General features: G+C 72.8%; 20 protein-coding genes and 1 pseudogene. 10 read left to right on the plus strand and 11 right to left on the minus strand.

The features are described 5' to 3' along the window. Nucleotides 1–94: 94 nt before the first annotated feature. The 4 genes from SCAB_RS27695 to SCAB_RS27710 are packed head-to-tail and all read right to left on the minus strand — an operon-like array spanning nucleotide 95 to nucleotide 5,907. Complete coding sequence (locus SCAB_RS27695) at nucleotides 95–1,255, minus strand: acyl-CoA dehydrogenase family protein (protein WP_041669731.1); 1,161 nt, start codon at nucleotides 1,253–1,255, stop codon at nucleotides 95–97. 5 nt (nucleotides 1,256–1,260) lie between these two features. Then, nucleotides 1,261–2,211, minus strand: a complete 951-nt coding sequence (locus tag SCAB_RS27700) for a hydroxymethylglutaryl-CoA lyase (RefSeq protein ID WP_013003392.1) — start codon at nucleotides 2,209–2,211, stop codon at nucleotides 1,261–1,263. Next, nucleotides 2,208–4,271 (minus strand): acetyl/propionyl/methylcrotonyl-CoA carboxylase subunit alpha, encoded by a 2,064-nt coding sequence (locus tag SCAB_RS27705; RefSeq protein ID WP_041669732.1) that lies wholly within the window; start codon nucleotides 4,269–4,271, stop codon nucleotides 2,208–2,210. Before SCAB_RS27705 ends, SCAB_RS27700 begins: the two co-directional genes overlap by 4 nt. 19 nt (nucleotides 4,272–4,290) lie before the next feature. Beyond that, nucleotides 4,291–5,907, minus strand: coding sequence for a carboxyl transferase domain-containing protein (locus SCAB_RS27710; RefSeq protein WP_013003394.1), 1,617 nt, complete (start codon nucleotides 5,905–5,907; stop codon nucleotides 4,291–4,293). 105 nt (nucleotides 5,908–6,012) lie between these two features. Here SCAB_RS27710 and SCAB_RS27715 point away from each other — a divergent pair, with 105 nt between their 5' ends. The 3 genes from SCAB_RS27715 (at nucleotide 6,013) to SCAB_RS27725 (ending at nucleotide 8,899) form a co-directional block, all read left to right on the plus strand. Continuing rightward, complete coding sequence (locus SCAB_RS27715) at nucleotides 6,013–6,609, plus strand: SACE_7040 family transcriptional regulator (protein WP_013003395.1); 597 nt, start codon at nucleotides 6,013–6,015, stop codon at nucleotides 6,607–6,609. 200 nt (nucleotides 6,610–6,809) lie between these two features. Continuing rightward, nucleotides 6,810–7,967: an acyl-CoA dehydrogenase family protein gene (locus SCAB_RS27720; protein ID WP_013003396.1), complete on the plus strand. Its 1,158-nt coding sequence runs from the start codon at nucleotides 6,810–6,812 to the stop codon at nucleotides 7,965–7,967. 35 nt (nucleotides 7,968–8,002) lie between these two features. Beyond that, on the plus strand, nucleotides 8,003–8,899 hold the full coding sequence (locus SCAB_RS27725) for an acyl-CoA thioesterase (protein WP_013003397.1): 897 nt from the start codon (nucleotides 8,003–8,005) through the stop codon (nucleotides 8,897–8,899). Here SCAB_RS27725 and SCAB_RS27730 read toward each other — a convergent pair. Both SCAB_RS27730 and SCAB_RS27735 read right to left on the minus strand, forming a co-directional pair. Continuing rightward, complete coding sequence (locus tag SCAB_RS27730; RefSeq protein WP_013003398.1) at nucleotides 8,886–9,680, minus strand: phosphatase; 795 nt, start codon at nucleotides 9,678–9,680, stop codon at nucleotides 8,886–8,888. The genes SCAB_RS27725 and SCAB_RS27730 overlap by 14 nt on opposite strands. Nucleotides 9,681–9,777: 97 nt before the next feature. Next, nucleotides 9,778–11,460 (minus strand): PucR family transcriptional regulator, encoded by a 1,683-nt coding sequence (locus SCAB_RS27735; RefSeq protein ID WP_231885136.1) that lies wholly within the window; start codon nucleotides 11,458–11,460, stop codon nucleotides 9,778–9,780. A gap of 97 nt (nucleotides 11,461–11,557) precedes the next feature. On the opposite strand from SCAB_RS27735, the gene speB reads away from it, so the two are divergent. Continuing rightward, nucleotides 11,558–12,538 (plus strand): agmatinase, encoded by a 981-nt coding sequence (gene speB, locus SCAB_RS27740; RefSeq protein ID WP_013003400.1) that lies wholly within the window; start codon nucleotides 11,558–11,560, stop codon nucleotides 12,536–12,538. A 25-nt stretch (nucleotides 12,539–12,563) separates the two neighbouring features. Next, nucleotides 12,564–14,249, plus strand: a complete 1,686-nt coding sequence (locus tag SCAB_RS27745) for a thiamine pyrophosphate-binding protein (protein ID WP_013003401.1) — start codon at nucleotides 12,564–12,566, stop codon at nucleotides 14,247–14,249. A gap of 12 nt (nucleotides 14,250–14,261) precedes the next feature. On the opposite strand, the gene SCAB_RS27750 is transcribed toward SCAB_RS27745, so the two are convergent. After that, on the minus strand, nucleotides 14,262–14,876 hold the full coding sequence (locus SCAB_RS27750; protein ID WP_013003402.1) for a TetR/AcrR family transcriptional regulator: 615 nt from the start codon (nucleotides 14,874–14,876) through the stop codon (nucleotides 14,262–14,264). A 105-nt stretch (nucleotides 14,877–14,981) separates the two neighbouring features. Here SCAB_RS27750 and SCAB_RS27755 point away from each other — a divergent pair, with 105 nt between their 5' ends. Next, nucleotides 14,982–15,890, plus strand: coding sequence for an alpha/beta fold hydrolase (locus tag SCAB_RS27755; protein WP_063649848.1), 909 nt, complete (start codon nucleotides 14,982–14,984; stop codon nucleotides 15,888–15,890). 143 nt (nucleotides 15,891–16,033) lie between these two features. Here the strand turns inward: SCAB_RS27755 and SCAB_RS27760 are convergent, their stop codons facing one another. Together SCAB_RS27760 and SCAB_RS27765 are read right to left on the minus strand one after the other, a co-directional pair. Then, nucleotides 16,034–17,524 (minus strand): FG-GAP-like repeat-containing protein, encoded by a 1,491-nt coding sequence (locus SCAB_RS27760; protein ID WP_037729555.1) that lies wholly within the window; start codon nucleotides 17,522–17,524, stop codon nucleotides 16,034–16,036. 218 nt (nucleotides 17,525–17,742) lie between these two features. Then, on the minus strand, nucleotides 17,743–18,549 hold the full coding sequence (locus tag SCAB_RS27765) for an endonuclease I family protein (RefSeq protein WP_013003405.1): 807 nt from the start codon (nucleotides 18,547–18,549) through the stop codon (nucleotides 17,743–17,745). Between the two features lie 903 nt (nucleotides 18,550–19,452). Here SCAB_RS27765 and SCAB_RS27770 point away from each other — a divergent pair. After that, nucleotides 19,453–20,790 carry a phosphatase PAP2 family protein gene (locus SCAB_RS27770; RefSeq protein ID WP_013003406.1) on the plus strand — a complete coding sequence of 446 codons (1,338 nt, stop codon included), beginning with the start codon at nucleotides 19,453–19,455 and terminating at the stop codon, nucleotides 20,788–20,790. Between the two features lie 377 nt (nucleotides 20,791–21,167). Here SCAB_RS27770 and SCAB_RS27775 read toward each other — a convergent pair whose 3' ends face one another. Next, nucleotides 21,168–21,533, minus strand: a complete 366-nt coding sequence (locus SCAB_RS27775) for a DUF4180 domain-containing protein (protein ID WP_013003407.1) — start codon at nucleotides 21,531–21,533, stop codon at nucleotides 21,168–21,170. Nucleotides 21,534–21,678: 145 nt separating this feature from the next. Between SCAB_RS27775 and SCAB_RS27780 the strand changes: the two genes are divergently transcribed. Then, nucleotides 21,679–22,656, plus strand: coding sequence for a serine hydrolase (locus SCAB_RS27780; RefSeq protein WP_374195907.1), 978 nt, complete (start codon nucleotides 21,679–21,681; stop codon nucleotides 22,654–22,656). Between the two features lie 488 nt (nucleotides 22,657–23,144). Here the strand turns inward: SCAB_RS27780 and SCAB_RS27785 are convergent, their stop codons facing one another. Continuing rightward, nucleotides 23,145–23,792: a class I SAM-dependent methyltransferase gene (locus SCAB_RS27785; protein ID WP_013003409.1), complete on the minus strand. Its 648-nt coding sequence runs from the start codon at nucleotides 23,790–23,792 to the stop codon at nucleotides 23,145–23,147. Between the two features lie 192 nt (nucleotides 23,793–23,984). On the opposite strand from SCAB_RS27785, the gene SCAB_RS27790 reads away from it, so the two are divergent. Then, nucleotides 23,985–24,548: a hypothetical protein gene (locus SCAB_RS27790; protein ID WP_013003410.1), complete on the plus strand. Its 564-nt coding sequence runs from the start codon at nucleotides 23,985–23,987 to the stop codon at nucleotides 24,546–24,548. Between the two features lie 61 nt (nucleotides 24,549–24,609). Beyond that, nucleotides 24,610–24,930, plus strand: a pseudogene (locus SCAB_RS48675) (STAS domain-containing protein); the annotation flags it as partial. Between the last annotated feature and the right edge of the window lie 61 nt (nucleotides 24,931–24,991).

Raw genomic sequence — 24,991 nt, forward strand, 5'->3', positions numbered from 1 at the left:
GGGCACCCGGCTCGCACGGGGCGAACCGGGTGGCGGGTGCCGGAGCCGTGCCGTCAGGGCAGGTTCCGGCCATCGTTCGAACACCAGCTGTCGGTCAGCCGATCAGGCCCAACTCCCTGGCGATCAGCATGCGTTGTACCTCGCTGGTGCCCTCGCCGATCTCCAGGATCTTGGAGTCGCGCCACATGCGGGCGACCGGGTACTCGTTCATGAAGCCGTAGCCGCCGTGGATCTGGGTGGCGTCGCGGGCGTTGTCCACGGCCACGGTGGAGGAGTACAGCTTCGCCAGCGCCGCCTCCTTCTTGAACGGCTCACCGGCGACCAGGCGGTAGGCCGCGTCACGCCAGGAGAGACGGGCCGTGTGGGCCTTCATCTCCATGTCGGCGATCTTGAACTGGATGGCCTGGTTGGCGCCGATCGGCCGCCCGAACGCGTGCCGTTCCTTGGCGTACTTCACCGACTCGTCCACACAGCCCTGGGCGAGGCCCGTCGCGAGCGCCGAGATGGCGATCCGGCCCTCGTCGAGGATGCGCAGGAACTGCGCGTAGCCGCGGCCCTCTTCGCCGAGCAGGTTCTCCGCCGGGACCCGGACGTCCGCGAAGGACAGCTCACGGGTGTCGGAGGCGTTCCAGCCGACCTTCGAGTAGGGCGCGGCCACCGTGAAGCCCGGGGTGCCGGACGGGACGATGATCGAGGAGATGAGGGGCTTGCCCTCCGGGGTGCGGCCGGTCACCGCGGTCACCGTGACCAGGGCCGTGATGTCCGTGCCCGAGTTGGTGATGAAGCACTTGCTGCCGTTGATGACCCATTCGTTCGTCGACGTGTCCAGGCGGGCCGTCGTCCGGGTCGCGCCCGCGTCCGAGCCGCCGTCGGGCTCGGTGAGGCCGAACGCGCCCAGCACCTCGCCGGAGCACAGCCGCGGCAGCCACTCCGCCTTCTGGGCCGGTGTGCCGAAGAGGTGGACCGGCATGGCTCCCAGGGAGACCCCGGCCTCCAGCGTGATGGCCACGGAGGAGTCCACCCGGGCCAGCTCCTCCAGCGCGATGCCCAGCGCCAGGTAGTCGCCGCCCATGCCGCCGTACTCCTCGGGGAACGGCAGCCCGAACAGCCCCATGCGGCCCATCTCGCGCACGATCTCGTACGGGAACTCGTGCCGCTCGTAGAAGTCGCCGATCTTGGGGGCGACGACCTCGTGCGCGAACTCCTCGACCGTGCGGCGGAGTTCTTCCAGCTCGGGGGAGAGGCGGTGGTTCATGGACGTCACTGCTCCTTGTCGTCCTGGTGGCCCTCGGCGTCCTTGTGGGACAGGGCTCGTACGGTGCGGGACGGACTGGGCCGGCCCAGGTGTCCGGCCATCCACGCGCTGGTGGCGACGAGGCGGCCGAGGTCGACGCCCGTGTCGATGCCGAGGCCGCGCAGCATCCAGACGAGGTCTTCGGTGGCGAGGTTGCCGGTGGCGGACTTCGCGTACGGGCAGCCGCCCAGGCCGCCCGCGGAGGCGTCCACGGTGGTGACGCCGTGCCGCAGCGCCGCGTAGGTGTTGGCGAGCGCCTGGCCGTAGGTGTCGTGGAAGTGCACGCCCAGCTTCTCCACGGGGACGTCGAGGGCGCTCAGCAGCGCCCCCACGTGGCCCGGTGTGGCGACCCCGATGGTGTCGCCGAGGCTGAGTTCGTCGCAGCCCATGTCGAGCAGGGCGTGGCAGACCCGGGTCACCTGGGGGACCGGGACCGCGCCCTCCCAGGGGTCGCCGAAGCACATCGACAGGTACCCGCGCACATGCACGCCCTCGGCCTTGGCCCGGCCGACGACGGGCTCGAACATGGCCAGCGCCTCGTCGACCGTGCGGTTGAGGTTGGCCTTGGCGAAGGACTCGGTGGCGCTGGCGAAGACCGCGACGCGGCGGGCGCCGAGGGCCAGGGCGCGGTCCAGGCCCCGCTCGTTGGGGACGAGGACGGGCAGGGCCGCCGGCAGGTCGCTCACGAGCGGGAACAGCTGCTCCGCGTCGGCCAGTTGGGGCACCCACTTGGGGTGGACGAAGCTGGTGGCCTCGATCGTCGTCAGCCCCGCCTCGGCCAGGCGGCGGACGAACTCCGCCTTGACCTCGGTGGGCACGGTCGACTTCTCGTTCTGCAGGCCGTCGCGGGCGCCGACCTCGTGGATACGGACCCGGGCCGGCAGGCCGGGTTCGGGGACCGTCATGGGCAGGGTCACCGCGCCACCTCCCGGCGCTCCGCGTCTTCCTGTTCCTGCGCGTGCTCCTGTTGCTCCTCGTGGGGAGTGACGACCGCCAGCACCTGGTCCATGGCGACCGTCGCGCCCGGAGAGACGTCCAGCTCGGCGACCGTCCCGGCGTGCGGCGCGGAGACGACGTGCTCCATCTTCATCGCCTCCACCACCAGCAGGCTCTGCCCGGCGGCCACCTCGTCCCCCACGGCCACCTTCACGACGGTGACGGTGCCGGGCATCGGGGCGGTGAGCGAGTCGGCGCCCGCGTGGGCGGAGCCCTCCAGCGACGCGGCGACCGGGTCGTGGTCGGCCACCTGCCAGGCGTCGCCGTCGCGGCCCAGCCAGTCGCCCGCGTGCTGGAAGGTGTGGGTGAGGCCGTCGAGGAGGAAAGTGAACCGGCCCGGGTCACCGGCCGCCCGGGATGTGCCGGCGGATGCCCGGAGCGGGGTCCCGGCCCCGTCCGGCAGTACCTCGGTCCCGCCGGCCGGTGTGCTGCGCACCCGTACGGTCACCGGCTCCTGGCCCGGCAGCCGCAGATGGTGGGCCGTCCAGGCCGGTTCGCCGCCCAGCCGCCAGCCGACCGCCGCGTCGAACGGGTCGGTCCAGCCCGTGCCGTCGCCGCGGGCCGGGGTCAGGGCCGCCTGGCGCAGCAGGGCCGCCGCCGCGTGGACCTCCACCGGGACCTCGCGCGGGACCAGGTCCCCGGCCTCGCGCTCCACCAGCCCCGTGTCCAGCTCGCCCGCCACCACCGCCGGGTGGGCCAGCAGCCGCCGCAGGAAGCCCGCGTTGGTCTGCACGCCCAGGGTGACCGTCCCGGCGAGGGCCGCCCGGAGCCGGCGCAGGGCCGTGGGGCGGTCGGGGCCGTAGGCGATGACCTTGGAGAGCATCGGGTCGTACAGCGAGCCGACCTCCGTGCCCTCGGTCAGGCCCGAGTCGGTGCGGACGCCGTCGCCCTGCGGCTCGCGCAGGCGAAGGATCGTGCCGCCGGAGGGCAGGAAGCCCCGGGACGGGTCCTCGGCGCAGATCCGGGCCTCGACCGCGTGCCCGGTGAGGGTGACGTCCTCCTGCCCGAACGCGAGGCGCTCGCCCGCCGCGACCCGCAGCTGCCACTCCACCAGGTCGACGCCCGTGACCAGCTCGGTCACCGGGTGCTCGACCTGGAGGCGGGTGTTCATCTCCATGAAGTAGTACGCGGAGGGGTCGCCGCCGGGGACGATGAACTCGACCGTGCCCGCGCCGGAGTAGCCGCAGGAGCGGGCCGCCTGCACGGCCGCCTCGCCCATCGCGGCACGGGTGGCCTCGTCGAGCAGGACGCTGGGCGCCTCCTCGATGATCTTCTGGTGGCGGCGCTGGAGGGAGCACTCGCGCTCACCGAGGTGCACGACACCGCCGTGGCCGTCGGCGAGGACCTGGATCTCGATGTGCCGGGGACGGTCGATCCACCGCTCCACGAGGAGGGTGTCGTCGCCGAAGGAGGCGCGGGCCTCGCGGCGGGCGGCGGCGATCTCCTCGGCCAGCTGCCCGGCGTCCCGGACCAGCCGCATGCCCTTGCCGCCGCCGCCCGCGCTGGGCTTCAGCAGGACCGGCATGCCGATCTCGTGGGCGGCGTCGGCGAGTTCACCGTCGGTCAGACCGCTGCCGCTGGAGCCCGGCACCACCGGCACGCCGGCCGCCCGTACCGTCTCCTTGGCGCGGATCTTGTCGCCCATCAGGGAGATGGCGTCGGCGGGCGGGCCGATGAAGACCAGGCCCGCGTCGGCGCACGCCCGCGCGAAGGCGGCGTTCTCCGCGAGGAAGCCGTACCCGGGGTGGACCGCCTGGGCGCCGGTGCGGGCGGCGGCCTCCAGCAGCCGCTCCGCCGACAGATAGCTCTCCGACGCCGGCGCCGGGCCGATCCGTACCGCCGTGTCGGCCTCCCGGACGTGCCGGGCGTCGGCGTCCGCGTCGGAGAAGACCGCGACGGAGCGGACGCCGAGGGCGCGCAGGGTGCGGATGACGCGGACGGCGATCTCGCCCCGGTTGGCCACGAGGACCGTGTCGAACATGCTCACCTTCAGCTCCCCCTTACATCCGGAAGACGCCGAACTGGGGGTCACCCAGGGGCGCGTTGGCACAGGCGGTCAGGGCGAGGCCGAGGACCTGCCGGGTTTCCAGCGGGTCGATCACGCCGTCGTCCCAGAGGCGGGCGGTGGCGTAGTAGGCGCTGCCCTGGCGCTCGTACTGGCCGCGGATCGGGTCCTTGAAGGACTCCTCGTCCTCGGCGGACCAGGTGTCGCCGCGCGCCTCCAGCTGGTCCCGCTTGACGGTCGCGAGGACGGAGGCGGCCTGTTCGCCGCCCATCACCGAGATCTTGGCGTTCGGCCACATCCACAGGAAGCGCGGCGAGTAGGCCCGGCCGCACATCGAGTAGTTGCCCGCGCCGTACGAGCCGCCGATCACGACGGTCAGCTTGGGGACCCGGGTGCAGGCCACGGCCGTCACCATCTTGGCGCCGTGCTTGGCGATGCCGCCCGCCTCGTAGTCCCGGCCGACCATGAAGCCGGAGATGTTCTGCAGGAAGACCAGCGGGATGCCGCGCTGGTCGCACAGCTCGATGAAGTGGGCGCCCTTCTGGGCGGACTCGGAGAAGAGGATGCCGTTGTTGGCGACGATCCCGACCGGGTGCCCGTGGATCCGGGCGAAGCCGGTGACCAGGGTCTGCCCGAACTCCGCCTTGAACTCCGCGAACCGCGAACCGTCGACCACGCGCGCGATGACCTCGCGCACGTCGTAGGGGGTGCGGGAGTCGACCGGCACGGCGCCGTACAGCGTGTACGGGTCGACCTTGGGCTCCACGGCCGGCTCGACCGACCAGGGCAGCGGGCCCCGGGCGGGCAGGGTGGAGACGATGGTCCGCACGATCCGCAGGGCGTGCGCGTCGTTCTCCGCGAGGTGGTCGGTGACGCCGGAGATCCGGGAGTGCACCTCGCCGCCGCCCAGTTCCTCGGCGGTGACGACCTCGCCGGTGGCGGCCTTCACCAGCGGGGGACCGCCGAGGAAGATCGTGCCCTGGCCGCGCACGATGACGGCCTCGTCGCTCATGGCGGGGACGTACGCGCCGCCGGCCGTGCACGAGCCCAGGACGGCGGCGATCTGCGGGATGCCCGCGCCCGACATCCGTGCCTGGTTGTAGAAGATGCGGCCGAAGTGCTCGCGGTCGGGGAAGACCTCGTCCTGCATGGGCAGGAAGGCGCCGCCGGAGTCCACCAGGTACAGGCAGGGCAGGCGGTTCTCCAGGGCCACCTCCTGGGCCCGCAGATGCTTCTTCACCGTCATCGGGTAGTACGTGCCGCCCTTGACGGTGGCGTCGTTGGCGACGACGACGCACTCCCGGCCGGAGACCCGGCCGATCCCGGCGACGACGCCCGCGGCCGGCGCCTGCCCGTCGTACAACCCGTCCGCCGCCAGCGGCGCCAGCTCCAGGAAGGGCGAGCCGGGGTCGAGGAGGGTGTCCACCCGGTCGCGCGGCAGCAGCTTGCCGCGCGCGGTGTGCCGGGCGCGGGCCTTCTCGCCGCCGCCGAGCCGTGCCGCGGCCAGCCTGGCCCGCAGCTCCTCGCCCAGCGCGCGGTGCGCGGCCTCGTTGGCCCGATACGCCTCGGCCGCGGGATCTGCCGCGGTCGTCAGCTCCGGTGCCTGGTCCATCGTGCGGTCCCCTCACCCAGTGATTACGGTGGTCACCTGTTAATGAGCGTTAACCCGTTTCGTTCAGGTTAACGACCGCTAACCTCCCTGTCTAGAATTGGCTCCATGGCCACGAGAACCGACGCGCCCACGCGCCGCGAGCAGATCCTCAAGGAAGCCGCCCGCCTCTTCGCCGAGCGTGGTTTCCACGGCGTCGGCGTCGACGAGATAGGCGCGGCCGTCGGCATCAGCGGGCCGGGTCTGTACCGGCACTTCGCGGGCAAGGACGCGATGCTCGCGGAGCTGCTGGTGGGCATCAGCGGGCAGCTCCTGACCGGGGCGAAGCGGCGGGTGGCGGAGGCCGACGGGGTGTCCGGGGCCGAGGTCCTGGACTCGCTCATCGAGGGGCACATCGACTTCGCCCTCGACGACCGTCCCCTGATCACCCTGCACGACCGCGAGCTGGACCGCCTGCGCGACAGTGACCGCAAGCTGGTGCGCCAGCTGCAGCGGCAGTACGTCGAGCTGTGGGTCGGGGTGCTGCGGGAGGTGTATCCCGGGCTGGCCGAGCCCGCCGCGCGGTCCGCCGTCCACTCGGTCTTCGGGCTGCTCAACTCCACCCCGCACCTGGGCCGGGCGGGTTCGCTGCCGGGCCGCGCGGCCACGGCGGAGCTGCTGCACCGGATGGCGCGGGGGGCGTTCGGGGCGGCCGCCGCCGGCTGAGCGCGGGCGGAGCGGCGGGCGAGCGGCGGGTGGCGGGCCGTGCGGCCCGGGCGGTCCGCCGCAAGCGTGACGAGCGTTACGGGGTGGACCATCTGGACGCGTGTCCCTACCCGCCGGTACCTTTTGATCTGAGCAAGCGCTTAGCCGTGCGCGGCGGGTGCTTGGGTACATTCGAAGGTATTCAGGTGGAGGTGGCGGCGGTGCGTCGTACGGTGTTCAACGAGGATCACGAGGCGTTCCGGGAGACCCTGCGTGCCTTCATCGAGGCCGAGGTCGTGCCCGAGTACGACGAGTGGCTGGCCGCCGGCCAGGCGCCGCGCGAGTTCTACTACAAGCTCGCCGACCTGGGCGTCTTCGGTATCCGCGTGGACGAGGAGTACGGCGGCGCCGGCATCGACTCGTACAAGTTCGAGGCCATCCTGTACGAGGAGACCGCCCGCGCGGGCATCACCTTCGGCGGCTCCGGCGTGCACGTCCTGCTCGGCCTGCCCTACGTCAAGCTGCTCGCCACCGACGAGCAGAAGAAGCGCTACCTGCCCAAGTTCGTCTCCGGCGAGGAGATGTGGGCGATCGCGATGACCGAGCCGGGCACCGGCTCCGACCTCGCGGGCATGAAGACCACCGCCAAGCTCAGCGAGGACGGCACGCACTACGTCCTCAACGGCTCCAAAACCTTCATCACCGGCGGCGTCCACGCCGACCAGATGATCGTCTGCGCCCGGACCGACGCGCCCAGCGCCGAGGACCGCCGGCACGGCATATCCCTCCTGGTGGTGGACACCAAGTCCGAGGGCTACTCGATCGGCCGCAAGCTGGACAAGCTCGGCCTGAAGACCTCCGACACCGCCGAGCTGGCGTTCGTCGACGTCAAGGTGCCCGTCGAGAACCTCCTCGGCGAGGAGAACAAGGGCTTCTCCTACCTCGGCCACAACCTCGCCTCCGAGCGCTGGGGCATCGCCTACGGCGCCTACGCGCAGGCCAAGGCCGCCGTCCGGTTCGCCAAGCAGTACGTGCAGGAGCGCACCGTCTTCGGCAAGCCCGTCGCGCACTTCCAGAACACCAAGTTCGAGCTGGCCGCCTGCCAGGCCGAGGTGGACGCGGCCGAGGCCGTCGCCGACCGCGCCACGGAGGCCCTCGACGCCGGTGAGCTGACGCCCGCCGAGGCCGCCAGCGCCAAGCTGTTCTGCACCGAGGTCGCCCACCGCGTCATCGACCGCTGCCTCCAGCTGCACGGCGGCTACGGCTTCATGAACGAGTACCCGATCGCCCGCCTGTACGCGGACAACCGCGTCAACCGCATCTACGGCGGCACCAGCGAGATCATGAAGTCGATCATCGCCAAGGACATGGGTCTGTAAGGTCCCGGAAAACACCGTTCTGTACAACTGACCCCATGAGTCAGGCACTGCAGTCACTCCTCGATCTGCTCGACCTCGAGCAGATCGAGGAGAACATCTTCCGCGGCCGGTCCCGGCCCGCCATCGTCCCGCGGGTCTTCGGCGGGCAGGTCGCGGCCCAGGCGCTCGTCGCCGCCGGGCGCACGGTCCCCGCCGACCGGCTCCCGCACTCCCTCCACGCGTACTTCCTGCGCATCGGCGACGCCGGCGCGCCCATCGTGTACACCGTGGAGCGGATGAACGACGGCCGTTCCTTCACCGCGCGCCGCGTCGTCGCCGTCCAGCACGGGCAGCCGATCTTCGCCCTCTCCGCGTCCTTCCAGCGGTACGAGGACGGCCTCGACCACCAGGCCCCGATGCCCGCCGCGCCCGACCCGGACTCCCTGCCCACCGCCGAGCAGGTGCTGCCGACGTACGGCCTCGACCCCGCCGTGGTGGAGAAGGCGCTGGAGGCCCGGGCCGCCGTCGACCTCCGCTACGTCGACGACCCGCCCTACGGCCGCTACGGCGAGCCCCGCGAACCGCGCTCCCAGGTCTGGTTCCGCGCCAACGGCAAGCTGGACGACGACCCGCTCCTGCACGTCGTCCTCGCCACCTACGTCTCCGACATGACGCTCCTGGACTCCATCCTGCTCGCGCACGGGCGCGGCGGCTGGGCCGTCGGCGACGTCGTCGGGGCCTCGCTCGACCACGCCATGTGGTTCCACCGGCCGTTCCGCGCCGACGAGTGGCTCCTGTACGACCAGGAGTCACCGTCGGCGTCGGCGGGCCGGGGCCTCGGCCAGGGCCGGATCTACACGCAGGACGGACGCCTCGCGATCTCCGTGATCCAGGAGGGCGTCGTCCGCGTACCGAGGGAACGGCCCGGGGCGCCGGGGGCTACGCCTCGCTGAGCCCCGCCTGCTGGAGCAGATACGCCGACATCGGGTCGTAGTGGCGCGGGCTGACCACATGGTCGTCGAGCGGGACCACGGCCTGGAGGGTGCCCTCGGACTCGCCGAGGAAGAGGGCGGGGTCGTTGGAGTCCGCGTAGCCGACGGAGTCGACGCCGAGCTGGCCCGCGCAGCCCGCCCAGCCGTGGTCGGCGACGACCAGGTCGGGCAGCGGCCGGCCGGCGCCCTCCAGGCCCCGCAGGATGGCCCGCATCGGCTCGGGGGAGTGGGTGTGCCAGAGCGTGGCGCCGTGTTCGAGGACGGCCACGTCCGCGAACTGCATGACGTACCCCTCCTCCGTCTGCAGGCCGTCCGGGATGACGACGATCTCGCAGCCGGCCGCCCGCAGCGCCCGCGCCGTCTCGTTGTGCACCTGGAGCAGCCCGCCGGGGTGGCCGGTGGCGAACAGCACGCGCTGCCCGCCCTCCGCCGCCTTGCGCAGCCGGGCCGCCATGCGCTCCAGCGCGTCGACGGTCAGGTCCGGGTCGATGGTGTCCTGGCCGTAGCGGTACCCCGGGTCGTCGTTGACGCCGACGCGCTCCGCCATCACGGCCAGCACGTCCTGCTCGTCGCTCCAGCGGTCCCCCAGCTCCAGACCGAGCCAGTAGTGGCGGTTGCCGTTGGCCAGTTCGCGGTAGTGGGAGAGGTTGTTCTCGCGCGGCGTGGCCACATCACCCGCGATACGCGTCCGTACGAGGTGCTCGATCAGCTCGGCGCGGCTGGGGGTCCCGGATATCGGCATGGGTCCATTGTGAGGCAGACGGCCGCGGGAGTCGCGGGCGTCCCCGCCGCTGCGACCTGCGTCACTCCCCGGCGGACGGACGGCCTCCGGCCACGCCTCACGCCTGCCGCAGCGCGAACCACAACTCCATCCGTACGTCCGGGTCGTCGAGGTCCGCCTCCAGCAACACCGCGCACCGCCCGATCCGTTGGCGGACCGTGTTGCGGTGCACGGCCAGCGCGACGGCCGTACGGTCCCAACTCCCGTGCAGGGAGAGCCAGGTGCGCAGTGTCTCGGTGAGCGCGGCGGCGCCGGACGCCTCGGCCAGCGGGGCCAGCAGGGCCCGGGCGTGGGCGGCCGCGTCGGCCTCCGGCACCAGGTCGGACAGGGCGGTACGGGAGCCGTGCCGCACGAGCGCCGCCCGGGTCGCCCCGGCGCGCGCCAGCGCGCGGGCGGCCTGCGCGTCGGCCGCCGGCCACGCGTGCGGCTCGGCGGGCGCGCTCACACCGCACGTCCAGCCGGGCTGCCCGGTGACCTCGCGGCCGGCGGGGACGAGGACACGGACGACCTCGCCGTCCGCGTCGACCAGCGCGGACCCCAGGGCGGCGCCTAGCGCGGCGGCGGCGAGGGCCTCCGGCCGGGCGCCGCGCTCGGCGGGCCGGGCGTGCACGACGTGCCAGTGGGTGGCCGTGCCCAGGAGGGGAGCGACCTCCCGCGGCTCGGCGCCGAGCAGGAGCCGCACCAGCGCCGACGCGCGGGCCGCGCCGGTGCCGCTGCGGCGTTCGCCGGTGAGGAGGGAGAGGAGGACCGCGGCGACGGAGACGATGGTGTGGTCGCCGGGGGTGCGGTGGGGGGCCGCCACGCCGAGGGCGAAGCCCCGGCCCGAGGAGGAGAGGGCGTGGGCGGTGAGGTGGATGCCGTCGGCGGTGTCGGTCGCGGAGGCGGGGGTGGGGGTGTGCGGGGAGGGGGCGAGGGGTTCCGGAGCGCCGGCGGGGGTGGGGGCGGGTGCGCCGGGGCCGGTCGCCTGGTCTCCCGCGCCTCCGGAAGGCCGCCCGGTGCTCCGAGCGGCGCCCGGCCGTACCACCGCCGCGAGGCCGGCCAGCGCGGCCGGTGTCGGGCCCCGTCCCGCCGACGCCAGTTCCGTCCCCTCGGGGCCGTACAGGACCGCCCTGCCGTTCACGCGCTGCGCGAGCCGGCGCAGGACCGCGCGCACCGGGTCCGGGCGGGACGCGGCCGCCGCCAGGCCCTGCTGCGCCTCCGTCACGCGGCGGAGTTCGGCGTGGCGGGCCCGGGCCATGAGCTGCCAGACCGCGCGGGCGACACCGGAGAAGGTGGTGCTGGGCGGCACCTCGATCAGGGGCAGGCCGTGGGCGTCGCAGGCGGCGACCAGGGCGCCCGGGACCCGGTCGTGCACCGGGGCGACGCCGAAGCCGAGGGCCGCGCCGCCGGCCGCGACGATACGGGAGACGTACGTGTCGAAGTAGCCGCCCGGCCCGGCCGCCTCCGGGATGTGGACACCGGCCGTCAGCAGCAGCTCGCCGCCCAGCAGGTACGGGTAGGGGTCCGACATCTCGGAGGTGTGCGCCCAGTGGACCGCCGTGTCCGCGTCCACCGGGCCGGCGATCTGCCGCAGGCCCAGCTCGCCGTGGGCCAGCAGCGCGGAGAGGGGCACGGGCGGGGTGGGAGGGACGGCGGGGGCGGGGGGCGCCGCCGGGTCGGACACCGCGGGGTCGGACACCGCGGGGACGGGGACCGCCGGGTCGGGGGCCGCCGGGTCCGGCATCATGTGCGTTTCCTCCATTCGGGACGCCTCGAATGGAGGAAACGTACACTTCGCAGGCGGGCGGCGGCGACCTAGGCTCGATGCCGGTCACCCCGCAGAAGGAAGGCAGAACACCATGAGCGGCAACGAGACGCCCCGCGGCCCCGTCGACTCCTCGCGCATCCCGCGCTACGCCGGGCCCGCCACCTACGCCCGGCTCCCCCGTCTGGACGAGGTGGGCCGCGCGGACGTGGCGGTCGTGGGCGTGCCGTTCGACTCGGGCGTCTCCTACCGGCCGGGCGCCCGCTTCGGCGGCAACGCGATCCGCGAGGCGTCCCGGCTGCTGCGCCCCTACAACCCGGCCCAGGACGCCTCCCCCTTCGCCCTCGCCCAGGTCGCGGACGCCGGTGACATCGCCGCCAACCCCTTCAACATCGAGGAGGCGGTGGAGACGGTCGAGGCGGCCGCGGACGAGCTGCTCGGGACGGGGGCCCGCCTGATGACCCTCGGCGGCGACCACACCATCGCGCTCCCGCTGCTGCGGTCGGTCGCCAAGAAGCACGGGCCGGTGGCCCTGCTCCACTTCGACGCGCACCTCGACACCTGGGACACGTACTTCGGCGCCGCGTACACCCACGGCACCCCGTTCCGGCGCGCGGTGGAGGAGGGCATCCTCGACACCGAGGCCCTCTCGCACGTGGGCACGCGCGGCCCGCTGTACGGCAAGCAGGACCTCACCGACGACGCGAAGATGGGCTTCGGGATCGTCACCTCGGCGGACGTGATGCGGCGCGGACCCGACGAGGTCGCCGACCAGCTGCGGCAGCGCATCGGCGACCGGCCCCTCTACATCTCCATCGACATCGACTGCCTCGACCCGGCCCACGCTCCGGGCACCGGCACGCCGGAGGCCGGCGGGATGACCTCGCGGGAACTCCTGGAGATCCTGCGGGGCCTCGCCTCCTGCCACCTGGTCTCCGCCGACGTCGTCGAGGTGGCACCCGCGTACGATCACGCCGAGATCACCGCGGTGGCCGCCTCGCACACGGCCTACGAACTCACCACGATCATGTCCCGCCAGATCGCCGAGGCCCGCGAGGAGAACACGGGCCGGTGATCCGCGACAAGGAGAAGGCAGCGCAGTGACCCACGACCACGACCTGGTGCTCCGCCCGACCGCCGCCCAGACGGAGGCCGCGCTGAACCCTCCCCCCGGCCGCCACGGCGGAGACCTGGTCGTGGAGACCCTGGCCGGACTCGGCGCGACGACGGTGTTCGGGCTCCCCGGCCAGCACGCCCTGCCCGTGTTCGACGCGCTGCGCCGCTCCGGCCTGCGGTACATCGGCCTGCGGGTGGAGAACAACGCCGGGTTCGCCGCGGACGCGTACGGCCGGATCACCGGCGAGGCGGCCCCGCTGCTGCTGTCGACGGGACCGGGCGCGCTGACGTCCCTGGCCGCGCTCCAGGAGGCGGCCTCGGCCTCGGCGCCGGTGCTGGCGATCAGCAGCCAGGTCCCCCGGGCCGGCCTGGGCGGCGGCCGCCACGGCTACCTCCACGAACTCACCGACCAGGCCGCCTCGTTCCGGGGCGTGGTGAAGTCCGTCCACACGGTCCGTACGCAGTCGCAGATCCCGTCCGCGATCGAGGCGGCCTGGAAGTCGGCGCTGTCGGCCCCGCACGGCCCGGTGTGGGTGGAGATCCCGCAGGACGTGCTGTCCGCCGAGACGTCGGTCCCGATGGTGACGGGCGGCGACGCCTTCCCCGAGGAGCTGCCCCCGCGCCCCGAACTGACCGCGCTGGCCGCCCACCTGCTGTCCACCGCCGCCCGCCCGGCGGTCATCGCGGGCGGCGGGGTCGTCCGGGCCGACGCCTCGGGCAAGCTGCGGCAGCTCGCGGAGCGGCTGTCGGCCCCGGTCGTGACGACGTACGGAGGCAAGGGCGCCTTCCCGTGGACGCACCCGCTGTCGCTGCGGTCCTGGATGGAGGACCGGCACACCACGGACTTCCTGGAGGACGCGGACGTGCTCCTCGTCGTCGGCTCGGGCCTCGGTGAACTCTCCTCCAACTACCACACGTTCGCGCCCCGCGGCCGGGTGATCCAGATCGAGGCGGACCTCGGGAAGCTGGAGTCCAACCACCCGGCGCTCGGCATCCACGCCGACGCGCGCCTGGCGCTGACGGCGCTGCTGGAGACGATCGAGGAGCCGCGCGCGGACGCGTCCGCGCCGGACCGCGTGCGGGACGTCCTCGACCGGGTCCGCGCCCGCGTCGACGCCCAGGAACTCACCCTGGAACAGGAGCTGCTGGCGTCCGTCCGCCGGGCCCTCCCGGCCCGCGCGCCCTCCTTCTGGGACATGACGATCCTGTCCTACTGGGCCTGGTCCGCGTTCGACCCCAAGGGCCCCAACACCATGCACTCCGCCCAGGGTTCGGGCGGCCTCGGCTACGCCTTCCCGGCCGCCCTCGGCGCGGCGGCGGCCGACCCCACCCACCCGGTGCTGGCCGTCTCGGGCGACGGCGGCGCGCTCTACTCGATCGCCGAGCTGGCCACCGCCCGGCAGTACGACCTGAACGTCACCTGGCTGATCGTCGACGACGGCGGCTACGGCATCCTGCGCGAGTACATGACCGACGCGTACGGCGGGACGACCGGCACGGAACTGTCCCGCCCCGACTACGTGGCCCTGGCGGAGTCCTTCGGGGTGCCGGGCGTACGCACCACCCCCGAGTCCCTCGCGACCGACCTGGCCGCGTCCCTCGCCACGCCCGGGCCTTCGGTGGTCGTCCTCCCGGCGGTGCTGCGGATGTTCGCGCCGACGCACGTCTGACACGGGCCGGGTTCAGGGGCGCAGGCGGGAGGCCAGGCCCTCGAAGTAGCCGCGGTGGAGGGCCGTGAGGTCGGTCTCGGCGGGGTCCAGGAGCCAGAGCAGGTGGGCGCCTTCGAGGAAGGCGGCCACCTCGGTCGCCAGGAGGGCCGGGTCCAGGTCCGGGCGGGCGGTGCCGTCGGCCGCCGCCCGGGTGAACAGGGCCGTGAGGTGGGCGCGCAGGGCCCGGCCCCGGTCGCGGAACCAGGTGTGGAGGGGGGAGCCCGGTTCCAGGTTCTCGGCCGTCAAGGTGGTGTGCAGGGCGGTCAGTTCGCGTTCGGTGGCCGCCGTGTGTTCGGCGTCCCGCACGAACCAGTCGAAGGCCTCGTCGAGCGTGGGCTCCGAGGCCGGGGTGGCCGACAGCCGGGCCAGGGCGCGCCGGTCGGCCTCCTCCAGGACCGCGCGGACCAGGCCGTCCTTGCTGCCGAAGTGGTGGATGAGGGCCGAGGGGGTCACACCCGCCCGTTCCGCGATCGCGGCGACGCCGGTCCCTCGTACGCCCTGCTGCGAGAAGAGCGTGATCGCGGCGTCCACCATCGCGCGACGGCGTTCCACGCCCCGCTGCTGCACCTGTCCCTTGACTCCGGCCATGCGATCAGGGTGCCGGGTGCGGCGGCGGCGCGTCCACCTCGGAAAACCTCGTGCGGGATCTTCGTCCGGCCATTATCCTGAATGACCATGCAGGAAAATAAAGTCATGAGCGAGGACCTGGCCGGCCGCGAGCGGATCGTTCCCGTGGACGGCATCGAGGTGTGGGCGGAGGAGTTCGGCGCGCCGGAGCATCCGGCCGTGCTGCTGGTGATGGGCGCGCAGGCGCAGGGGGTCCAGTGGAACGACGGCATCGTGCGGCGGCTCGTGGACGGAGGGCGGCGGGTGATCCGGTACGACCACCGCGACACCGGGCGCTCCTCCGTCGTCGACTTCGCCGTGCGGCCGTACACCGTCGCCGACATGGCCTCGGACGCGCTGGCCGTGCTGGACGCGTTCGGCGTGGAGCAGGCGCATCTCGTGGGGGCCTCCCTGGGAGGGATCATCGCCCAGCGGATCGCCGTCACGGATCCGGAACGCGTACTGACCCTGACGAGTCTGTCGTCGCAGCCGCTCGGTACGGACACGGCGGCCGCGGTGGGGCGGGACCTGGCGGGGGAGCCCCCCGAGCCGGGTGAACTGCCCCCGCCCAGCGCCGAGTTGCTGGCCGTGCTCGCCACCACGCTGCCCGACCCGGAGGCGGGACCGGACCGGTACCTCGCCGCGCGGCTCCCGCTGTGGAGGGTGCTGCACGGCTCGGTGCTGCCGTTCGACGAGGAGGAGTACCGGCGCATGGAACGGCGGGTGTACGAGCGGGCGCGCGATCTGGCCGCCGGGTTCCACCACACCCTCGCGGGGTCGGCCGGCGGGGACGACACGGCGGCCCTGGCCTCCGTCACCGCGCCGACGCTGGTGCTGCACGGCACGGAGGACCCGATGTTCCCGCCGGCGCACGGGGAGGCCACCGCCGCCGCGATCCCCGGTGCCCGGCTGGTCGTGGTCGAGGGGCTGGGGCACACCCTGCCCGCGGCCCTGGACGCCCGCCTGGCCGAGGAGATCCTGCGGCACACGGCCTGACCGGCACCGGCATCAACACCGGCACCGGCACCGGCATCAACACCGGCACCGGCACCGGCATCAACACCGGCACCGGCAACCGGCCCGGCGTGACCGCGTAGGGCCGTCACGCCGGACCGGGGAGCCGGGGAACCGGCGGGCGGTCAGCGCAGGAACGCGCCGAACATCGCGTCCGTCGCCGGCGCCGAGACGTCGCCGGGGCCGAACGAGAGCGCGCCCGTGGTGGTCAGGCCCGTGCCGGTGCCGGGGAGGACCCAGACGGCCCCGTTGTCGCTGTTCTCGGCGGGGGCGCCGACGGCGAGGTCGGGGTGGCCGTTGCCGTCGAGGTCCACCAGGGCCGTGGTGGTGCCGAACCTGTCCTCCGCCTCGGCGGCGCCGGGGACCCCGGCGGTGTTCTGGTGGAAGACCTTCGTCCCGGCGCCGGTGACACCGGCGGCGCTGCCGGGGACCAGGGCGACCGCACCGGTGTTGGTGATGTCGTCGACGTCCTCGTACGCGATGCCGAGGGCGAGGTCGGCGTAGCCGTCGCCGGTGACGTCGGCGACCGATACCGCCGAGCCGACGAGGTCGCCCTCCTCCTGCGCGCCGGGGAAGCCGGGCAGGTTCTGGTCGAAGGTCTGGACGTGGGACTCGGAGGTGCCGGTGGCGGAGCCGTACGCCACGCGGACCTGGTCGGTCCAGCCGTCGGCGCCCACGACGATGTCGTCGTACCCGTCGCCGTTCACGTCGCCCAGGCCCGTGCCGGCCGGGGTGCGGGTCACGTCGTCGCCGGGCGCGAAGCCGCGCTTGAAGCCCGTGGCGGCGCCCAGCAGGAGCCGGTTGCCGTAGGTCCCGTCGCCCGTGTAGTACCACTGGACCAGGTCGTCGCGGCCGTCGCCGTTGACGTCCCCGACCTGGCCGGAGACGACCGGGCCGGTGATGGAGGACGGGCCGTTCTCGCAGCCGTGGCCGGTGGCGCAGGAGGCGTCCTCCTCGTACCAGCCCCACCACAGGGACTTGTCGAGGAGCGGGAGGACGGCCTTGGGCTTGGCCGCGCGGGAGATGGGGCCCTTCCACAGGGCCGCCGGGGCGCCCTCGGGGTCGTCGCCGCTGATGTTCTGGGCGGAGAAGAGGGCGAGGTCGGTCTTGCCGTCGCCGTCGAAGTCGCCCGCCTGCGGGGCCGAACCGTACTTGGCGATGCTCGTGCCGCCGGTCAGCCCGGAGGCCGACCCCCAGACGATCACCGAGCCCGCCGTGCCGCCGGAGATCACCAGGTCGCCGTAGCCGTCCCCGTCCAGGTCGCCCTTGGTGAACGTCGAGCCGAAGCGCTGGTTCGCGGTGGCGGCGCCCGGCACCCCGCTCGTCGAGCGGCTGATCAGCTTCTTCTTCGCAGCAGAGGCCCCGCCCTTCGAGCCGTACAGGACGGTCACGTAGCCGGCCTTGGCCTTCCCGGACACCTTGGCGTTCGGGGCGCCGACGACCAGGTCGCCGTAGCCGTCGCCGTTGAAGTCGTCCGCCACGCCCACCTTCGCGGGCGCCGCCGAGGCAGGGCCGAGCGACAGCGCCGTCAGGCCTCCGGTCAGCAGCGCCACCGCCGCCATGGAGGCGCTCAGCCGAGTCGCGCGGATGCTGTGTCGTGCTCGTGCTCGTGACATGCACGTGCCTTTCGGGTCGGTGGATCCGGCGTGGCGGAAGTGCCGCGTCCGTGTAGTCCGACCCGATCGGGCCTTCATCGGTTGTACGTGCGAATGTCATGGGTCGGTAACTGAGCGCCCCCTGCCGGGGCGGGCTGCCGTGGCGGGGGAAACGGTGAACCCCCGGCCCGTACGTGGGGGTTGTACGGGGCCGGGGGTTCACCGGGCTCGGCGGGCGGCTACCAGATCGCCTCGACCCACTCCGGGTGGTCGATGAACGGGTTGCGGTTGTGCTGGTAGGTGTCGTAGATGACCTGGTTGCGGCGCTCCTCGAAGGCGCTCGGCGGGTCCGCCTCGTTCCAGGCCTTCAGGACGGAGAGCTTGCCCATGTACGGGTTGGAGCCGTTGCCCACCTTCTCGTTGGGCTCCAGGTCGGCGAAGCCGTCGCCGCCGTCGTAGCGCACGGCCATGTAGAGGATCATGCGGGCCACGTCGCCCCGGTCGGCCGCGCGCGGCGCGAAGGAGTCGGAGTCGACGGTGGAGCCGCCGCCGTTGGTGACGGAGCTGCCGCCGTTGTCGAAGTCCAGGTTGCCGCGGGTGCTGTTGACCTGGACGTCACAGGCGCGCAGGTGGTGCAGGTCGGTGCCCGGCCCGGTGACCTCGCCGAAGTCGCCGTGCGACTTGGCCCAGGTGTGCTCGCGGTTCCAGTCGCCGAGGTCACCGCCGTTGAGGGACTTGCTGCGGGAGACGCCGCTGTACAGCAGGAGCACGTTGCTGGTGTTGTTCGGGTCCTGGTCGGTGACCTTCAGCGCGTTCCAGACCGCGGAGTACGAGATCTTCGAGACGTTGGCGCTGATGATCGTGTGGAGGGAGGACTTCAGGGCCGTGCCGGACTTGCCGACCGCGTTCTTGTAGTACGTCGCGTCGTAGGCGGTGGTCGTCGCCGAGGCGGGGGAGGCCGTGGCGGCGGGGAGGACGATACCGACGAGCACGGCCGACGTCGCGAGCGCGACCGACTTCCAACTGCGTATCCGCGCAGCGGGCATGAGGGGTGTCCCTTCCCAGAGGGCCGCGCAGCACGAGGAGTTGCTTCGGGGAGTCTCGTTCTACGCGGGTTGACTGTGTGGGCAATCGAGAGATTGGCATGGACGGGTCAGTCCATGTGTTACGGGGAGAAGGCGATTCGGTGACGTTCTGGCCAACGGGACAACCCTCGTGACCCAAGCCCCTCTCCCGTGTCCCGATTCGCGGGCGAACCCCAATTGACGTGGGAATTCAGGCGTGCTGGGCGCGCGCGACGCGGGCCGGCCGCCCGCCCGCCCCTCGGCCGGTCCCCGGGCCGGTCCGCCCGAGTGCGCGGCGCGCTCTATGCCTTCTCCCGGCTGTCACCGATGCTGGTGGGGAACGCGAGGGCGGACCGGGGGCGAGTGGGGGTGGACCAGTGGACGAGCCGTGGACCGGCTCCGCGTCGCGTGGTGGACGTGGTGCCCGTGTGTCCTGCCGCGAGCAACCTCACGGGGCGGCCGGCGGTCTTCCCAGGGGTGATCCCGCGTGTGATCCGGGATCCCGCCCGTGGTCGCCGGGATCCCGCTCGTGATCCCGGAAACCGTGTGCGTGATCCTTGATCGTGCCCGTGATCCTCGATCGCGTGTGCGTGATGCTCGATCGCGTGCTCGTGGTCTTCGGTCCCGTGTGCGTGATGCTCGATCGCGTGCTCGTGGTCTTCGGTCCCGTGTGCGTGATGCTCGATCGCGTGCCCGCGGTCGTCGGTCCCGCGCCCGTGATCCCGGATCGTGTGCGCGGTCCCGCCCGCCGGGAACGGTCCACCCGCCCCCACAAGCCACCGGAAAGCCATGCTGCACACCGAGAAAAGACCCGGCCCCGCGAACGAGACGACGGCCGGGTAATTGATATCCCAGGTCTCGCGGGTGGTCCCGCGAATAAGAAGCGTGCTGTCGTCCGTCGAGTGGCGCCGGCCGAGGGTGATTCTGTGGGCCGTGGCGGGTGTCGCGACCCTCGGATTCATCCTTGCGCTGGAGATCGCCTCACGTGGCTACGGGCTGCCGGGTCCGATCACCAACCAGGCACGCGAGGTGATCTTCGCCCCCAAGTCGGGGCCGCTGCTGTACGCCAGCATGGCGTTGACGATGGTCGTGCTCACCTGGCGGCAACGGTTCATCGCGGCCGGTGTCGCGATCGGGATCGACGTCGTCTTCTTCCTGGTGCGCTGGGCCCTCGACGCGAAGATGATGTTCGGCAACGGCGCGCTGTGGGTGCTGCTGGGCTGCGCGGTCATCGCCCTCACCCGCCGCACCGGCCGTGAACGGGCGCTGCTGCTGAAGGGCGTCGGGCTGGGCCTGCTGCTGGTGACCGGCCGCAAGACCGGGGACGCCTGGCTGCTGATCACCTCCAAGACCCGCCCGACGGTGCTCGATCCGTACCTGGCGACCGCCGACCACGCGCTGGGCAACCCGTCGTGGCTGGTGGGCCGGCTGGTCCGGGCCACCGGCCCGGTCGGCACCCACCTCCTCGACTGGGTCTACATCCAGCTCGCGGTGGCCGCGGTCGCCGTCGCGCTCTACCAGTTGCGCCACGTGGCCGCCGAGCGCCGCTTCCCGCGCCACCACCTGGTGCGCACGTTCCTGGTGATCGGCCTCCTCGGGCCGGGCATCTACATGATCTTCCCGGTCGTCGGGCCGGTCTTCGCCTACGGTCCCGGCGCGTTCGGCACCGGCGGCGGGCCGTGGGCGCTCGCCCACCTGTGGCCCGACATTCCGCCACCGGTCGGGGTCCCGCACGCGATGCCGTACGACGACCTCACCCCGCGCAACTGCATGCCCAGTCTGCACACGGCGTGGGCCACGGCGATCTTCATCCACTCCCGCGGCGGCCCGCGCCTCCTGCGCCACGCGGGCACCTTCTGGCTGATCGCCACGCTCACCGCGACGCTGGGCTTCGGCTACCACTACGGCGTGGATCTCATCGCCGGTGTCGTCTTCACGCTCACCATCGAGGCGGCCCTGCGCACGGCCGACCGCGGCTGGGACCGGTCGGGCGTGTGGCTGGTCGTCCACGGCACGACCGTGTTCGCCGCGCTGCTGCTGGCCTACCGGTTCCTGTCGCTGGAGATGGCCCGTTACCCGTGGGTGTTCGGACCCCTCCTCCTGCTGCTGATGGCCTCGGTCGGCTACGGCTACCTGCGCAACGAAAGACGATGGGCCGGACAGTCCGCGCCGGCACGCCGGCCGGAGCCTTCGACGGAGCGGCAGCACGAACTGGTCGGCTGAACGGCGGCTCCGGGGACCGGCGTTCGGCGGGCGCCGCGTGGGCCGGGCGGGCCGGGAGACCGACTCGGCCCGTGCCACGACGCCTCGTCGCGTGCGACGAAGCCCCGGCCGGTGCGGCGGCGGCTCGTCCCGCGCGATGACGGCCCGCCCGCCCCGCGACGACGGCTCGCCGGAGCCCGCGCGACCGCGGTGGGTGACGAGGCGGCGCTCCGGGGCCGTGCCCAGGGCGCCCCACCGGGCCGTCCGGCCCCCGGCAGCCCTTACGACGCGACGCCTGCCGACGCGTACGCATACCCGTCCGCGCACGAGATCTTGTCCGGTTTCCGATCCCGGAGGGTCCCGCGGCAGCCGCGGGACCCGGCCCGTGCCGGGGTCCTTCAGCCCCGCAGGCGGTCGCGCAGTTCGTCGAGGTCGGTCAGGAACCACGTCTGACGGCCGCGGTTGCACTCACGGACGAAGTCCCGCAGGGACGAACTGGCCTCCGTGTGGCGGGAGATGTCGCCGATCACGGCAAGGCGGACGCCGTACTGGACGAACTTCTGGACGATGTCGCCGGCGACGCGCGTACGCAGCTCGAAGAACGCCTCGTCGAACCGCTCGACGGGGACGACGACCCAGCCGGCGCCCTGGTACCCGGCGTCGCCGATGAGATCCAGGGCGTCGCTCTCGCGGGCGATCCTCCCGCCCTCGGCGGCGCACATCAGCACGGGCACGTCGTGGATCGTCTCCAGGGTGGTCGTCATGACACCGACCCTAGGGGCCGACGGCGGAGCGGGGGCGCGATTCAGAAACGAACTGACGTACAACTATCGTGCATTCTCGCGAGTCGACTGTGGTGAACCCGCCCTTGGCGGGTTCCAGTCGCTCATAGGGGATGGGAAAAGGTAGATGACTCACCGGATATCGGGGGTATCCCGGGTGTCGCGTACGTCCAGGAGTGCGCGTGTGGTTGCTGCGGGGATCGGCGCCGGGATGATCGTGTCCTCGGCGGCCGTGGCGTTCGCGCCGGCGGCCGGCGCGGCGCCGACACCGCAGGTCAGTTGTACGTCGAAGCAGGCCGGGCTGGCCGACAAGCTGCAGAAGGACATCACCGCCGCGCTGGCGAAGCGGAAGGGGACGGTGGCCGTCGGACTGTCGGAGCGGACCACCGGCACCACCTGCACGCTGCGCGGGGACACCGCCTTCGACTCGGCCAGCGTCGTGAAGGTGACGGTGCTCGCCGCGCTGCTGTTCGACGCGAAGAAGACGAACCGCTATCTCACCGACCGTGAGACCAAGCTCGCCACCGCCATGATCACGCAGTCGGACAACGCCTCCACCAGCACCCTGTGGAAGCAGCTCGGCCTGAAGAAGATCAAGGCGTTCCTGACCGCCGCCCAGATGACCCAGACCAAGCCGGGCGCGGACAACTACTGGGGCCTCACCCAGATCACCGTCCGGGACGAGCAGCGCCTCCTCGCGCTGCTCACCGCGAAGAACACCGTGCTGAGCGACAACGCCCGCGCGTACGTCCTCAAGCTCATGAACAAGGTCGTCGCCTCGCAGCGCTGGGGCACCCCCGCCGGGGCCCCCTCCACCGTGAAGGTGCACGTCAAGAACGGGTGGCTGTCCCGTGCCACGCACGGCTGGCGCGTGCACAGCGTCGGCACGTTCACCGGCGGCGGGCGGGACTACACGATCACCGTCCTCACCCACGGCAACGCGGACATGCAGTACGGCGTCAACACCATCCAGGGCGTCGCCAAGGTGATCCACAAGGATCTCGTGCCCGTCGCCAAGAGCGCCTCGGGTGCGCCGAGCGTGCACCGCTACGTGCCCACCGACCGGCCCCAGGAGGCGACCGTCCCGGTGCCCGAGAACGGGTGACGCGGCAGTCGTCATCCGGACGTCCACGACGAGACCGTCCGCGGATCACCGGCGTCGCCCCACCGTGACGCCGGTGATCGGCGTCACCCCACCGTGACGCCGTGTCTCCCGGCAGCCTCGTCGCGTCCTTGACCGCGATTCCGGCGGCGGCCACCACCCGGCCGCCGCCGGACCCGTCCCCGCCGACTCGCCGCGCGCTCACGGCTGTTCGCCGTCCGTGTCGATCCAGGCGTACTCCGACGCTCTCGACAAGGCGACGTACGAGGACACCTACGTCGGCAACCTCTCCGGTCTCGCCGTCGACCGCGACGGCGCCCGGCTCGTCACCTCCGAGACCGAACCGTCGATCCGGCGGTACGACCGCCGGATGTGCGCTGCACCGGCGTTGCCAGGAGTCATGGTCCAGGAGCGGCGGCCTGGCGCAGTCGCAGTCGGACGGTCGCCCACCGGCCGACCGCATACGCCTGCCGGCGCTCTCCGCCCCAGCGTCAGCGCCCCGTCTCGTCGCGGCGGCAGTGCAGGAAGAGATGGGGCTCGGGCCCGGCTTCGGGGTGGTCCGGGGTGAAGACGGCGCTGTGCCGGGACAGCACCGTCAGCCCCGCCGCCTCCGCCATGCCGGCGAAGTCCTCCTCGGCGAAGCTCGTCGCGCGGACCGCCCGGCCCATGAAGACCAGCTCGACGTCCTCCACGTCCCCGGGCACGGTGGCCAGCACCAGATGCCCGCCGGGCCTCAGGGCCAGGGCCAGCCGCCGTGTCAGAGCCGACTGCTCGGCGCGGGTCATCTGCAGCAGCGAGAAGAACGCGCACACGCCGTCGAACGATTCCGTCTCCAGCGGGAGCTCCCTGATGTCGCCGCAGCGGAACTCCGCCTCGGGGACCTGACGTGCGGCGAGTTCGACCATGACGGGGGAGACGTCGACGCCCAGCACCGAGTGCCCTGCCGCGATGAGCGCGGCCGCGGTGGGCCGCCCGGTGCCGCTCCCCACGTCCAGCGTCCGCGCGGCGGGCGGCAGCCGCTCGATCAGCCACTCCAGCGCGGACAGATGCGCGGGGGCATGGGCGAACGCCTTCTCGTAGACGAGGCCCAGCGCGTCGAACAGCGCTGCGGCGGGGGGCTGTTGGTCCTGGTGCCTCATGTCGGTGTCCTTCGCTCGCCGGCCCGCATCGTCGCACCCGACGGACGCGTGCCACAACGGCGGCCCGCTGCGCGTCCCGGCGGTTCGGGTTTGGAGGGGAGAATGAGAGCCGTACTCACGCGCCAGGTCCAGGGGAGGGCCAGGTCCGTGGTGCTCACGGCGCTCGGCGCCTGATCCGACAAGGGGGCAGGGATGGACGAGGCTGTGCTGACGGCGCTGGTCGCCGCCGGGGCCGCGATCGGCGGCGGAGCGCTCACGGGGGTGTTCACGCTCGCCGCCGCCAAACGCCAGGCCCAGGCCGCCTGGGCGGCGGGCGAGCGCCAGGCGGCCGCCGCCTGGGAAGCCGGCCGCCAACAAGCGGCCGCCGCCTGGGACGCCGGACAACTCCAGGCCACGGCCCAGCTCGACGTCGCCCGCCGGACCCTCACCGAGCAGACGCTCGCGGGGCAGCGGGCGGTGCGGCGAGCCGCATACGTGACGTACCTGAGCCGCACGGACAGTGCCCAACAGGCGCTCACGGCTTGGCAGAGCGCGATCGGCACGGCGAACGAGGCGCAGCGTCGACGGGAGTACGACGCCGCCATGGGCGCGGTCGGGGAAGCGCTCAATGTCGTGCGGCTGGAAGGGCCGGACGGTGTGACAGCGGCGGCGGAGACCCTGCGGGGCTCACTCGCCGCCACGGCTCCCGGAACCCCGCCCTCCATGGCACAGGAAGCCTTCCTGACCGCTGCCCGCGCGGCGCTCACCCCTGTGTAGTCGGTGCCGCGCGGATAGGATCCGCAGTGCCGAGGTGACGGAGGGCCAGGTGCAACCGAAGGTGTTGTCGTACACGGACCAGTCCAGCGACATCACTGTCGTGCGGCTGGAAGGCGACGACCAGGGCAGTACGCTCGACATCGACTCTGCACCCGAACTGCGCGCGGTACTGACGCGGCTGGCCGAAGACGGGCGGCTGATCCTGGTCGTCGACCTGAGCGTGGTCGACGACGTCGACAGCACCGGGCTGGGCGTGCTGGTGGGAGGCCTGAAACGGGTGCACGTCCAAGGCGGGACGCTGTCCCTGGTCGTGACGAACGATCGGGTGCGTGCCATTCTGTCCAAGACTGGCCTGACGAAGGTCTTCCGCGTCCACGACAACGTGCCGAGCGCGGTCGCGACGTTGGTCGCCGACTACGCGGAAGAAGGCATCGAGCAGCGCC

This window comes from Streptomyces scabiei 87.22 (assembly GCF_000091305.1).
Lineage (GTDB): Bacteria > Actinomycetota > Actinomycetes > Streptomycetales > Streptomycetaceae > Streptomyces > Streptomyces scabiei.

What these genes read in the sequence shown, in the direction of transcription:
- SCAB_RS27695 (WP_041669731.1), bottom strand. Translation starts at nt 1,255, where the DNA reads ATGAACCACCGCCTCTCCCCCGAGCTGGAAGAACTCCGCCGCACGGTC.
- SCAB_RS27705 (WP_041669732.1), bottom strand. Translation starts at nt 4,271, where the DNA reads ATGTTCGACACGGTCCTCGTGGCCAACCGGGGCGAGATCGCCGTCCGC.
- SCAB_RS27710 (WP_013003394.1), bottom strand. Translation starts at nt 5,907, where the DNA reads ATGGACCAGGCACCGGAGCTGACGACCGCGGCAGATCCCGCGGCCGAG.
- SCAB_RS27715 (WP_013003395.1), top strand. Translation starts at nt 6,013, where the DNA reads ATGGCCACGAGAACCGACGCGCCCACGCGCCGCGAGCAGATCCTCAAG.
- SCAB_RS27725 (WP_013003397.1), top strand. Translation starts at nt 8,003, where the DNA reads ATGAGTCAGGCACTGCAGTCACTCCTCGATCTGCTCGACCTCGAGCAG.
- SCAB_RS27730 (WP_013003398.1), bottom strand. Translation starts at nt 9,680, where the DNA reads ATGCCGATATCCGGGACCCCCAGCCGCGCCGAGCTGATCGAGCACCTC.
- SCAB_RS27735 (WP_231885136.1), bottom strand. Translation starts at nt 11,460, where the DNA reads ATGGAGGAAACGCACATGATGCCGGACCCGGCGGCCCCCGACCCGGCG.
- speB (WP_013003400.1), top strand. Translation starts at nt 11,558, where the DNA reads ATGAGCGGCAACGAGACGCCCCGCGGCCCCGTCGACTCCTCGCGCATC.
- SCAB_RS27750 (WP_013003402.1), bottom strand. Translation starts at nt 14,876, where the DNA reads ATGGCCGGAGTCAAGGGACAGGTGCAGCAGCGGGGCGTGGAACGCCGT.
- SCAB_RS27755 (WP_063649848.1), top strand. Translation starts at nt 14,982, where the DNA reads ATGAGCGAGGACCTGGCCGGCCGCGAGCGGATCGTTCCCGTGGACGGC.
- SCAB_RS27760 (WP_037729555.1), bottom strand. Translation starts at nt 17,524, where the DNA reads ATGTCACGAGCACGAGCACGACACAGCATCCGCGCGACTCGGCTGAGC.
- SCAB_RS27765 (WP_013003405.1), bottom strand. Translation starts at nt 18,549, where the DNA reads ATGCCCGCTGCGCGGATACGCAGTTGGAAGTCGGTCGCGCTCGCGACG.
- SCAB_RS27775 (WP_013003407.1), bottom strand. Translation starts at nt 21,533, where the DNA reads ATGACGACCACCCTGGAGACGATCCACGACGTGCCCGTGCTGATGTGC.
- SCAB_RS27780 (WP_374195907.1), top strand. Translation starts at nt 21,679, where the DNA reads ATGACTCACCGGATATCGGGGGTATCCCGGGTGTCGCGTACGTCCAGG.
- SCAB_RS27785 (WP_013003409.1), bottom strand. Translation starts at nt 23,792, where the DNA reads ATGAGGCACCAGGACCAACAGCCCCCCGCCGCAGCGCTGTTCGACGCG.
- SCAB_RS27790 (WP_013003410.1), top strand. Translation starts at nt 23,985, where the DNA reads ATGGACGAGGCTGTGCTGACGGCGCTGGTCGCCGCCGGGGCCGCGATC.